This window comes from Acinetobacter sp. 25-47-130, from assembly GCF_056779705.1.
In genome coordinates this window covers 390,104-401,675 of record NZ_JBWYII010000001.1, presented here as the reverse complement: position 1 = coordinate 401,675, position 11,572 = coordinate 390,104, and the positions used below count along the sequence as shown (strand labels likewise).

Here is an 11,572-nt window from a genome sequence, read left to right as displayed (position 1 = left end):
TGGAGTATTGAGACCCAAATGACTTAAATCTCAAACTCATCTAAATAAATCACATTTACTGCTTTTAAATTAATTATTTTTCATCTAAACAGATATTTAGAATACCATCTAACTCATCAAGTGAATGGTAATGAATCACAAGCTTACCTTTACCTTGCTTATTGTGATCAATTTTAACATCTGCACTGAAACGTTCAGAAAGACGCTGAGTCAGTTGCTCTAAATCAGCTGAAATTGATGGTTTTGGCTTATCCTGTTTTGGTGCATTAAAATCACGCACTAACTGTTCTGTTTGACGAACAGAAAGGTTTTTTTCAATGACAATTTTTGCAATTTCAATTTGGTCTTTTGCACGCAAAGTCAATATTGCACGCGCATGCCCCATATCTAATTGACCTTGTTGGATATGGTCTTTAATCGGATCCGCTAAGCTTAATAAGCGCAATAAATTACTTACTGTAGTACGTGCCTTGCCCACCGTTTCAGCAATTTCTTGGTGACTTAATCCAAACTCTTCATGAAAACGCTGCAATGCCATAGCTTGATCAATTGGATTTAAATCTTGGCGTTGAATGTTTTCAATTAATGCCAACGCAATTGCAACTTGATCTGACAAATCACGAACAATTGCAGGAACTTCATTTAGTCCAGCGATTTGAGCTGCTCGCCAACGGCGCTCCCCTGCAATAATTTCATATTGATGTACATCATCCTCAATTGGGCGAATGACAATCGGCTGCATGATGCCATGCTTTTTAATAGAAGATGCTAATTCCTGAAGGTCTTCTTCATGAATAAAGCGTCGCGGCTGATAATTACCACGTTTAAGAAGTTTGACATCTACTTGTTTGAGCTGACCATGATCTAATGACTGTGCTTCTAATTGTAATTTTTCTTTTTGAATAGAGCCCAATAACGCATCTAAGCCACGACCCTTTGCTAAGCCTCTTTTCTTCACGGTCATGCTTTACTTCCTTTTTTCACTTTGGTTTTTTTTAACATTTCAGCAGCAAGATTCAAATAAGCCACTGCACCCTTAGAACTTTTTTCAAAATAAATAATCGGTAACCCATGTGCTGGCGCTTCCGCTAAACGCACATTTCGAGGAATAACCGTTTCGTATAATTTTTTACCAAAATACTGCTCCAACTCATCCGACACATCACGTGTCAGTGCATTTCGAGCATCGTACATGGTACGCAATACACCAATGATTTCTAAATCAGGATTTAACGCTTGTTGAATACGATCAATCGTTTGTGTTAAATCTGCCAAGCCTTCCAAGGCATAATATTCACACTGCATTGGAATGATCACGCTTTTAACAGCAGCCAATGCATTTACCGTGATCAAACTTAAGCTTGGTGCACAATCCACAATGATGTAATCAAACTTATCTTCAATTTGTTGGATCGCATCACGCAGAATAAATTCACGACCGTCTTGCTCAGCAATGGCTAATTCAACACCTGCTAAATCACGATTGGAGCCAATTACGCGATATCCAACTTCAGCTTTAGTGATGGCAGTTTCAATTGGCACTTCACCCAGTAAAACATCAGTTACTGAGTATAAGAGATCATTCTTTTGAATACCTGAACCCATAGTGGCATTGCCTTGAGAGTCCATATCAATCAACAATACTCGCTTTTTAAGCACTGCTAATGATGCAGCCAAATTGACAGCAGTCGTGGTTTTACCTACGCCACCTTTTTGGTTCGCAATAGCAATAATTTGAGCCATGGTAACCCCAATCCCTAGAATTTTTAAATTTGTTTAAGTAGCAATAAATGACGTTGTTCATCTAAACGAGGAACGTGAAGCTCAATAATTTCGCAACTCAACTCATCTTTATGGTTTTCAATTTCCTCAGCAGGAATTAAACCTTTCATAGAAGCAATAATACTGTTTTCATGCATAAAAGGACGAGAAGCAGTAATAAAATCTGTCAGTGAGGCGAAAGCACGACTGGTAATTACATCGAATTTACCCAGTTCATTAATACTCTCTTCATTCTCTACTCGAGTTTGAACTGCCACAACATTTTTTAGTTTTAGATCAGCAATAAACTGTTTGAGAAAACGAATTTTTTTTCCATTCGAATCCAGAAGCACACAGCTTCGCTCAGGTTGACATAGCGCGATGATCATCCCCGGCATACCACCACCGGTACCGATATCAAGCAATCGCCCTTGAGGCAAGTCTTTCAAGATGCTGAGGCTATCCAATAAATGCTTAACTAACATTTCTTTAGGATCACGAATCGCAGTCAAGTTGTACGCCTTATTCCACAATACAAGCGCATCTTGATATTTTAATAATAAACTCAACGCCTCATCACTGAGTGATAAACCTAGTTTTTGACTACCTTGTTGTAACTCATGAAAAAAAGGATGCATAAACAGTAAACATCTCAATAAAATTAATCAAAGTATACCGTTTTATGCATCGTGGAACACTATTTAACGCTTAGTGAATACTCAGTTAGTTAAATTGTCCTTCTCGAATGTGCTGATCTAACTGCATCAACCTTTCTGGTGTACCCACATCAACCCACGTTTCAGCCATTTTTGCAGCAGAAATTCTGTGGTTGTGCATAGCATCTTTAAGCAAAGGTGCTAAAGGACGCTTACCCCACTCTAGACCTTCGAATAAACGAGGATGAATCACCGCAATACCACTATAAGTCAGATTTTCGCCCTCTTTTTCTTGCTCAAAAGTATAAGCACGACCATCTAATAGTGTGAAATCACCTTGAGGATGTTGTAGCGGATTTGGTACAAGTACCAAGTGTGCCAGATCTTCTTGTAAATCAAGCTCAAGCAACTGAGCAAAATCAAACTGAGTCCACACATCCCCATTGACGAGGATAAATGGTTCTTCACCCAACAAGGGCAAAGCATTGATGATTCCACCAGCTGTTTCCAAACCCTCATCTTCACGCGTCCAGCGAATGTTCACACCAAACTGAGAACCATCGCCTAAAGCACCGATCAATTTGTCTGCCAGCCATGCCGAATTAATAATAATTTCACTAACACCAATCGACTTTAATTTTTCAATATGCCATACAATTAAAGGCTTTCCACCCACTTCCAACAGTGGCTTTGGTTTATAAAGCGTCAAGGGACGCATACGGTTACCCAGACCGGCTGCTAAAATCATGGCTTTCATGCAGCTACTACCTCATAGTGACCATACTTGGCTTCAAATGCATGTAGCACTTTATCTTCAACCCATTGAATAAATGGAGTGAGTTCAGCGTAAGGCTTCGACTCTTCGAGTAAATACCACATGACACGAGGCAAGTCTTTTAAATAGCCCGACTTTCCATCACGTTCAAACAATCGCACAAAAATACCTAAAATCTTTAAATGGCGTTGAATCGCCATGAAGTCAGCATCTTTAATAAAGCGCTCTAAATCACGATCAATTTTTGAATCATCTGGTAATAATTCATAGAAGGTTTTAAACCATTGTTTTACACGTGCTGGAGGCCATTGCACGTATGCATCACGTGTAATTGAAATCAAGTCGTAGGTATCCGCACCGATTACCGCATCTTGAAAATCAATTACGCCTTGTTCTTGTTCATCATTCAACAACATGAGATTACGACTGTGAAAGTCTCGATGAACAATCACTTGTGGTTGAGCTAAAGCCGCATTTGCCAATATCGCAAAAGTGCGCTTAATCAAACCTTGTTCATCAGCATTTAATCGAATATTTAATGATGGAAGCAACCAATCTGTGAATAACTCCATTTCACTGATTAATTTTTCGTAACTATATTCTGGAAACTGATCCACACCACGAATAGACTGTAATTGAATGAGTTGTTTAAAACTCTGTAAATAATGCTGATCTACCGTGTCATTGTTTAAATGGTTCGCTAAAAGCTCATCCCCAAAATCTTCAAGAAGCAACAACCCTTGCTCTAAATCCTTTGCAACAATATGTGGAACACGAACACCATGACGATCGAAGAATTCATCAATCGTCACAAAAGGTACACAATCTTCTTTTTCTGGAGGTGCATCCATTAACATAAATGATTTATTATTCAAGGTGATTCGCGCATAGCGACGGAAACTGGCATCGCCTGCTAAATATTTTATTTCGAACTGCTCTGATTGAAGTACAGATTGCACCCACGTATGTATCAATTGTTCACGTTGTGTATTCATTTGCTATAAATTCTAGTACAGGCTGAATATTTAAAGTGCTAAGTGTAGCCACTAATCCGTTTTTTCTCTATGATGCGACAATAATTAATTGCAATTTGCATACTTGGTTAATGATATAAATGAAGCATCAGTTTACTTTCAGCCCTTTGGCGACTGCTATTTTAACCTTATTGTGTGGTAGCACAGTCTCAAGTTATGCCGACTCTAAAGACAGTACAACTGAGGTGGACAATCAAGCACTTCAAACTGCAATTAAAGAAAGCTACCCTGGTCAGCGCTTCTTTGATCAATATTATGTCAATAAAAATTCAGCCGAAGCGCAACAACGTAGCACGCTCTCCCCAAGCTCGAAATTTTGTGCTCAAACTTGGTTGACACCAATCAGCCCTGATACCAAAGCAATTGATCCTGAGCAAGCAACGTCGATCATCACCGCTGATCGTGCATATTACAATCCAAATGGTGACTCAGAATTAGAAGGCAATGTCATCATCGATCAACAAGGTCGTATGGTACGTGCAGATAAGATTAAACTTGACAACACTCAAACCCATGCCAAAGCTTCTGGCAATGTACAGTTAGCACAAGCGGGTTTATTGGCTCAAAGTGATCAAATTGACTACAATTTAAAAACCCAAACGGGACGCCTCAATAACAGCTTTTATATTTCAGAAGCGACACATGGGCATGGTCGTGCAGAAAATATTGAGCGCACCTCACCCAATATTTTACTCCTTCAGAATGCAACTTATAGCACGTGTCCACCTGAGCAAAGCCCAACATGGAAGATTCAAGCCAATTCGATTGAGTTAAATCAAGACACTGGGCGTGGCGTGACCAAAGGCACTAAACTATATATTAAAAACACACCAGTGTTGGCTGTGCCATATTTCAATTTCCCTATTGATGATCGTCGTACCACTGGCTTATTAAACCCAGGTTTTGGCTATACCAACGATGGTGGTTTAGAACTTGAAGCGCCAATTTATCTCAATTTAGCACCCAATTATGATGCGACTATCACTCCACGTTTCATTGGCGGTCGTGGATTGATGGCTGAGGGTGAGTTCAGGTATCTGACTGAACAATATGGTGGTGGCCGTATTTGGGGTGGTTATTTAGCACAAGATCGTAAATATGATGATGAAGATCGTAAAGATTTACACCTCGTGCACAATTGGAAAATCAATGACCAATGGACGACCAATTTAGAATACAACTATGTTTCTGATAAAGACTTCTTTGCCGATCTAGACAGCAATCCGAATACAAGAACAGAGTTAAATCAACGCCGCGCTTGGGATCTTAATTACGCGAATGGAATTCCAGGGTTACGCGCGCAACTCAAAGTTGAAGACTTCCAGACGCTAGACCCTGATGTTGATGATGTTGATCGCCCCTATGCACGACTACCGCAATTGCTCGTCAATTATATCACTGGTAATCCGCAAGGACTGGAATATGAATTTAATAACGATACAGCATATTTCCAAAAAGATATTAATGACTTAAATGCTTCAGACAACTCAAATATGGACACCATTTATCAACCAAGTGGTACACGTCTTTATAATGAGTTTTCTGCACGATATAACTTCCGCAATCAGTGGTCATTCTTTATACCACAAGCATCAGTTCGCTCTATAAATACTTTCTTTGATCAAAATACGATTGATCGTATCACTGAAGAACAAAGAAAAAACACCAAAGATAATGCAGTTATAGTTCCAGAGTTTACTTTAGATGCTGGTCTTATCTTTGAAAAAGATGGAAAATTCTTACAAACCATCACACCACGTGCATTCTATGCTTATGCACCCCACAGAAATCAAAACAGTTCACCGAACTTTGACTCAACCGCAGCGTCCCTGAATTACGATCAACTCTTTAATCCACGTCGCTTTTATGGCCACGACCGCCTAGAAGATAATAACTTCTTATCACTCGGAGTAAGTTACAGCCTCTTTGATACAATCGGATTAGAACGTTTACGTGCCAGCATCGGACAAAGTTACTATTTTGAAGACCGTAAGGTGACTTTGAATAATAGTCAAAATGACCCATTTAATACTGAGCGTCAAACTGGTCCTGTGATCAGCATTGCCAGCCAGCTTTCTCAGAACTTTACTGTGAATGCAAACTCAATGTGGATGTCTAACGGAGATAATGCTCAACGTGATCTACAAGTGTATTACACAGGTGATCAAGGTAACCTATATAACTTTGGTTATTTTAATCGTAAGCGACTTGAAGATCGTCAAGACCACTATGACCAAGTTACAGCATCCTTTATACAACCTGTAAAAGGTAATTGGAATTTGATGGGTCATATGCAATATGATCTAGACAACAGTGTTGCACGCGAGTACCTTTTAGGTATTAATTATGAGTCGTGCTGCTGGGGTGTTTCGGTCTATGGTCGCTCTTATTACAATGACTTAGATGATGTTAATGCACCAGACACCAAACAAAAACGTGCTGTAATGGCAGAGTTTACACTTAAAGGACTTGGTGGCTTAAACAGTAAGTTAAGCTCTTTACTGGAAAATCGAATCTTGGGTTTCGATAAAGTTAAACAAAATTGGACGAATTAATGAAGATGCAAAATTTAAAACAACTCTTTAAAGCTTCAGCGTTAGCACTTGTTATTTCTGCATCAGTGTCAAGTTATGCAAACCCATCAGATCAAATCGTTGCTATTGTTGGCAAAAGCGCCATTTTAAAAAGTGACATTGCACAAGGTGTCGCTGAGCTACAACATCAGCTTAAAGCTCAAAAACAGGATGTACCACCACTTCAGGTACTTGAAAATCAAGCTCTGAATAAACTTATCATCCAAAATGCGCAACTTGAACAAGTAAAACGCTATGGCATTCAAGTTGATGAAAAAACTTTAAATGATGCTGTGCTTAATGTTGCTCGCCAGTCGAACAGTAATAGCCTAGAAGACTTCCAGCAAAAGCTTGACCGTATGGCTCCAGGCACTTATGAAAACCTACGTGCTAAAGTCGCTGATGATCTTGCTATTCAGCGCTTACGTCAACAACAAGTGATGTCACGCATCAAAATCAGCGACCAAGATGTTGAAAACTTCCTCAAATCACCGGAAGGTCAAGCTGCTGTGGGTACTCAAGCTCACGTGATTCACTTCAGAATTTCTGGTGAAGCCTCTCAACAAGAACTCACTCAAGTCGCGCAACAAGTTCAAGATGCACTTCAAGCTTCGAATGATGTAGATGCGATACAGAAACAATTTTCTACATCTACAATTAAAGTTGAAGGTGCAGATATGGGCTCGCGCTCAATCGCAGATATTCCAGAAGAACTTGCATCGAGTATCGCTTTAGTTTCACCAGGCAATACTACTGATTTAATTCAGGCTCGAGATGGCATCCACTTGTTGAAACTCTTAGAGCGCAAGTCAAATGAGAAAAAGACAATTGTGCCACAATACCAAACTCGCCATATTCTGATTAAGACTTCTGAAGTGGTGAGCCCTGAAAATGCCAAACACACTATTGACAGTATCTATAGCCGTGTAAAGGCAGGTGATGATTTTGCAGTTCTTGCTGCAACTTATTCTAATGATCCAGGCTCTGCACGTGATGGTGGTAGCTTAGGTTGGGTGTCACCAGGTATGATGGTGCCAGAGTTTGATCAAAAAATGCAGACTGCGAAAATTGGCGAAGTCAGTGAACCTTTTGAAACACAGTTTGGTTGGCATATTTTGCAAGTTACTGATGCACGTCAGCAAGACATGACTCAGGAACAGCAAAAACGCATAGCGCGCCAAATTCTTGGTGACCGTCAATTTGATGCAGAGTTAGATGGCTGGTTAAGAGAGCTTCGCGCAAGTACATACGTTGAAATTAAACAACCCAACCAAAACTAATTTTTTCTTAATTGAGAGCCTCCACTATGGGGGCTTTAATTTTAATTTTTAGGCTGTTCATATAAAAAAAGGCACCTTCATCAGGTGCCTTTTTGATTACTCAAAAATTAACGATTGTTTTCGTCTTCTTGAGCATCATCAAATTTTGTTTCGCCATCAAAGTTTGGTGTAGAAGTCGCACCAAAGCCACCTTGACCACCGAAGCCACCTTGAGCACCGAAGCCACCTTGTTGACCACCGAAGCCGCCTTGAGCACCAGCAGGAGCGCCTGCAGGAGCACCAGCAGGACGTGGATTACGTGCAGGTACAACTGTTGAAATAGCGTGTTTGTAAACCATTTGGCTTACCGTGTTTTTTAATAATACAACGTATTGGTCAAATGATTCGATATGACCTTGTAATTTAATACCGTTGACTAAAAAGATTGAAACTGGAATACGTTCCTTACGGAGAGAGTTTAAGAACGGATCTTGTAAAGTTTGACCTTTAGACATGTTATACTCCAAAAAATAAAATCAGCGCAAAAAAACTATCTTTATTTTTCAATTAAAATTTATAAAAAAGATAGTGAGTAAATTTTGCTTTATCCATATAAGTTTCGCAAGTCTTCTTGAGCTTGCTTTATCGTCAAAAAAGTTTGAAAACTGTGCGCTTCTTGCAAAGAACGTAACCAAGTGTATTGACGTTTAGCAAGTTGTCGTGTTGCAAACAAACACTTGTCTTCCATATCTTGCTTAGATTTGAGACTTCTATCACTATTTTTAAGAAAATCTAAAGCTTGGCGATATCCAACAGATCTCGCCGATGGCAAATTATCGTTTAAATCGTATTTTTCAATCAGATACTCCACCTCATTTAAAAAACCGATATCCCACATTATTTTTAGGCGCAGTTCAATTCTTTTGTGTAATTCTACACGATCAGGTAATAGCGCATAATTATGAAAATTGTAACGATATGGCTGTTTTTTAGGCTGTTCAGCTTGAAGCTCAGTGATAGGTCGACCTGTCAGACGATAGACCTCTAGCGCACGTATAATGCGCTGACGATCACTCACTTTAAACTTCTCACCTGCCATAGGATCGACACGTTTTAACTCTTCGTAGACGCTCTCCCAACCCAATGCCATGGCTTCATTTTCAATTTGTTGACGTACCTTTTCATCAGCATTAGGGAGATTCGTTGCCAAGCCTTCCAACAGTGCTTTGTAGTACAACATCGTCCCACCCACCAAAATTGGGGTCTTACCGCGTGAATGTATTTCATCAATCAGCAGCGATGCATCTTCAACGAATTGAGCTGCCGAATAAACCTCGAGCGGTGTAATAATATCAATCAAGTGATGTGGATATCGTTCCTGCTCTTCTTTTGATGGCTTTGCCGAACCGATATCCATGTCCTTATAGATTAACGCAGAATCCACTGAAACAATTTCAAAATTACCGCGCTCATATAGCTCGCATGCCAAAGCAGTTTTCCCACTCGCAGTCGGCCCCATTAAGTTGATGACTGGCATTTGATTTGACATGTATAATTACTCTCCTCGAGCAAATAATTTATCTAATTGACTAAGTGGAAAAGCTCTCCAAGTCGGTCGTCCATGATTACATTGACTTGCAAACTCAGTTTGTTCCATCTGCCTCAACAGTGCATTCATTTCAGAAATACTTAACATTCGATGCGCACGCACTGCGCCATGACATGCCATCCCTGCCAAGATATGGTCTCTTTTTTGTTGTAAAGCACTGGCCTCATCATTGGGATCAAGATCATTCAAAAGTTCTGGGATTAATGCATTAAAATCAGCTTTGTGCAAAATAGCAGGCACACCTCGCACTATCACTTGCTCATCGCCATATTGATCAATTTCTAAACCAAGCCGCGCCAACTGAGGCTTAAGGTCTTCGATACGCGTGGCTTGCATGCGTGTAATTGAAATCACTTTTGGAATCAGCAACTGCTGTGATGTCCAAAATTCAGGTTTATCCCAAGCAGATTTCATTTGCTGCAACAAGATTCGCTCATGCGCAGCATGCATATCCACAATGATCAAACCTTCAGAATTTTGCGCCAGAATATAAATTCCATGAAGTTGTGCAATTGCAATCCCCAAGGGGAACTCATCAACTCTAGACGATGTTGATTCCATCTCAGCATCATGAGGAACTTCAAAATTAGATGACGTTTCTTTCAAAGGTGCCAAATAAGACTTGAGTGCATTACTGATATTAGAATTTGAATAAGGCTGGCTCGGCGCACTATATTGAACTGACTGAGGCTGTTTAACACTAAAATCTGTTAAATACCCCTCATGACTCGATTCCTGCAACGTCTGGGACATAGGGGGCGATGCTGGAGCATTTTGATGCAGATTAAATTGCTCTTGATAACGTGGTAACTGTACTGATGGTGCGATGACATCTTGATCAAGCTTTAAAGCCTGGGCTAAATCCGCAGTCGCAGTTTGAAATTGCGACAAAGTTTCTTTGGCAAAATGACGTACAAATTCGTGTACTTCACGTTGATTCAAAAATCGAATTTCATGTTTAGTCGGATGCACATTCACATCAATAAATTCAGGATCAACTTCTAAGAACAACAAATAAGCTGCATGTTGATGCCCATGCAAGATGCCATCATAGGCCATTCGCAAAGCATGAGAGATTGTTTTATCTTTTACGATACGACCATTCACGTACACATACTGCAAATCACTTTGTGCTCGAGCATCAGAAGGATGACCTAACCATCCTGATAAGCGCATATTGACACTATCAGCATCGATCCAATACGCATTTTCAGTAAATTGTCGACCTAAAAGCTGCTGTACACGTTGAAATCTGAGTTGACCACTGTCTGCGACAGGCAAATTTAAACGAATAGCACCATTATGTTCCAGCACAATCCGAATATCGAAATGCGTTAAGGCTAAGCGCCGTACGATTTCTTCAATGTGACCAAATTCCGTATTTGGCTTTTTTAAAAACTTTCGTCTTGCTGGCACATTAAAAAATAAATCTTGTACACGTATGTGTGTGCCTTGCTGAGTAGCAACAGCTTGAATCTCTTGATGATCAAAGGCCGTGCCGTTTACTTCGACCTGATAACCAATTCCTGAATCATCACGACTACTGGTCAAGGTCAAGCGCGAAACAGCAGCAATGGAAGCCAAGGCTTCTCCGCGAAAACCTAAGCTCACAATTGCATGTAAATCTTCAGCAGTTTGAATTTTACTGGTCGCATGACGCATGACCGCAAGCGGCAGATCCTCAGGATGAATTCCTTTGCCATTATCGATAATCTCAATCAGCGTACTACCGCCTTGTTCGACTCGAATGATTAATTCAGTCGCACCTGCATCAATGGAGTTTTCTAGAAGTTCCTTCACCACTGATGCAGGACGTTCAATTACCTCTCCCGCAGCAATTTGGTTTGCTAATGCAGGAGATAAGGTTTGAATTCGATTCAAGCTAAGATCATGCGCCATAGAATT

At 40.1% G+C, this 11,572-nt stretch carries 10 protein-coding genes; 2 read left to right on the top strand and 8 right to left on the bottom strand.

Going from position 1 to position 11,572, the window contains the following annotated elements:
* Nucleotides 1-73: 73 nt before the first annotated feature.
* From AC1M83_RS01930 to AC1M83_RS01910, 5 genes are all read right to left on the bottom strand, one after another.
* Nucleotides 74-964 carry a ParB/RepB/Spo0J family partition protein gene (locus AC1M83_RS01930; protein ID WP_035264597.1) on the bottom strand — a complete coding sequence of 297 codons (891 nt, stop codon included), beginning with the start codon at nt 962-964 and terminating at the stop codon, nt 74-76.
* The gene (locus AC1M83_RS01925) at nt 961-1,743 is read right to left on the bottom strand and encodes a ParA family protein (RefSeq protein ID WP_092766214.1); all 783 of its coding nucleotides are present in this window, start codon (nt 1,741-1,743) and stop codon (nt 961-963) included. Before AC1M83_RS01925 ends, AC1M83_RS01930 begins: the two co-directional genes overlap by 4 nt.
* Before the next feature lie 23 nt (nt 1,744-1,766).
* Nucleotides 1,767-2,399, bottom strand: coding sequence for a 16S rRNA (guanine(527)-N(7))-methyltransferase RsmG (gene rsmG / locus AC1M83_RS01920; RefSeq protein WP_092766213.1), 633 nt, complete (start codon nt 2,397-2,399; stop codon nt 1,767-1,769).
* Nucleotides 2,400-2,484: 85 nt separating this feature from the next.
* The gene (gene murU / locus AC1M83_RS01915; RefSeq protein WP_481589853.1) at nt 2,485-3,174 is read right to left on the bottom strand and encodes an N-acetylmuramate alpha-1-phosphate uridylyltransferase MurU; all 690 of its coding nucleotides are present in this window, start codon (nt 3,172-3,174) and stop codon (nt 2,485-2,487) included.
* Nucleotides 3,171-4,187 (bottom strand): aminoglycoside phosphotransferase family protein, encoded by a 1,017-nt coding sequence (locus AC1M83_RS01910; protein WP_481589852.1) that lies wholly within the window; start codon nt 4,185-4,187, stop codon nt 3,171-3,173. The genes murU and AC1M83_RS01910 overlap by 4 nt, the downstream gene beginning before the upstream one ends.
* A gap of 119 nt (nt 4,188-4,306) precedes the next feature.
* On the opposite strand from AC1M83_RS01910, the gene AC1M83_RS01905 reads away from it, so the two are divergent.
* A complete protein-coding gene (locus AC1M83_RS01905; RefSeq protein WP_481589851.1) occupies nt 4,307-6,781 on the top strand; it encodes an LPS-assembly protein LptD in 2,475 nt (824 codons plus the stop codon).
* Entirely contained in the window at nt 6,781-8,079 is a 1,299-nt protein-coding gene (locus AC1M83_RS01900) for a peptidylprolyl isomerase (protein ID WP_179998229.1), read from the top strand. The genes AC1M83_RS01905 and AC1M83_RS01900 overlap by 1 nt, the downstream gene beginning before the upstream one ends.
* 107 nt (nt 8,080-8,186) lie before the next feature.
* On the opposite strand, the gene hfq is transcribed toward AC1M83_RS01900, so the two are convergent.
* The 3 genes from hfq to mutL all read right to left on the bottom strand — a co-directional run bounded on the left by hfq (nt 8,187) and on the right by mutL (nt 11,566).
* The gene (hfq, locus tag AC1M83_RS01895; RefSeq protein WP_481589850.1) at nt 8,187-8,573 is read right to left on the bottom strand and encodes an RNA chaperone Hfq; all 387 of its coding nucleotides are present in this window, start codon (nt 8,571-8,573) and stop codon (nt 8,187-8,189) included.
* A gap of 89 nt (nt 8,574-8,662) precedes the next feature.
* A complete protein-coding gene (miaA, locus tag AC1M83_RS01890) occupies nt 8,663-9,607 on the bottom strand; it encodes a tRNA (adenosine(37)-N6)-dimethylallyltransferase MiaA (RefSeq protein WP_481589849.1) in 945 nt (314 codons plus the stop codon).
* Nucleotides 9,608-9,613: 6 nt separating this feature from the next.
* On the bottom strand, nt 9,614-11,566 hold the full coding sequence (mutL, locus tag AC1M83_RS01885; RefSeq protein WP_180027668.1) for a DNA mismatch repair endonuclease MutL: 1,953 nt from the start codon (nt 11,564-11,566) through the stop codon (nt 9,614-9,616).
* Nucleotides 11,567-11,572 lie beyond the last annotated feature (6 nt).

Excerpts from the sequence above, each read along its gene's own strand:
- mutL (WP_180027668.1), bottom strand. The coding sequence starts at position 11,566 with ATGGCGCATGATCTTAGCTTGAATCGAATTCAAACCTTATCTCCTGCA.
- miaA (WP_481589849.1), bottom strand. The coding sequence starts at position 9,607 with ATGTCAAATCAAATGCCAGTCATCAACTTAATGGGGCCGACTGCGAGT.
- murU (WP_481589853.1), bottom strand. The coding sequence starts at position 3,174 with ATGAAAGCCATGATTTTAGCAGCCGGTCTGGGTAACCGTATGCGTCCC.
- hfq (WP_481589850.1), bottom strand. The coding sequence starts at position 8,573 with ATGTCTAAAGGTCAAACTTTACAAGATCCGTTCTTAAACTCTCTCCGT.
- AC1M83_RS01930 (WP_035264597.1), bottom strand. The coding sequence starts at position 964 with ATGACCGTGAAGAAAAGAGGCTTAGCAAAGGGTCGTGGCTTAGATGCG.
- AC1M83_RS01910 (WP_481589852.1), bottom strand. The coding sequence starts at position 4,187 with ATGAATACACAACGTGAACAATTGATACATACGTGGGTGCAATCTGTA.
- AC1M83_RS01925 (WP_092766214.1), bottom strand. The coding sequence starts at position 1,743 with ATGGCTCAAATTATTGCTATTGCGAACCAAAAAGGTGGCGTAGGTAAA.
- AC1M83_RS01905 (WP_481589851.1), top strand. The coding sequence starts at position 4,307 with ATGAAGCATCAGTTTACTTTCAGCCCTTTGGCGACTGCTATTTTAACC.
- AC1M83_RS01900 (WP_179998229.1), top strand. The coding sequence starts at position 6,781 with ATGAAGATGCAAAATTTAAAACAACTCTTTAAAGCTTCAGCGTTAGCA.
- rsmG (WP_092766213.1), bottom strand. The coding sequence starts at position 2,399 with ATGCATCCTTTTTTTCATGAGTTACAACAAGGTAGTCAAAAACTAGGT.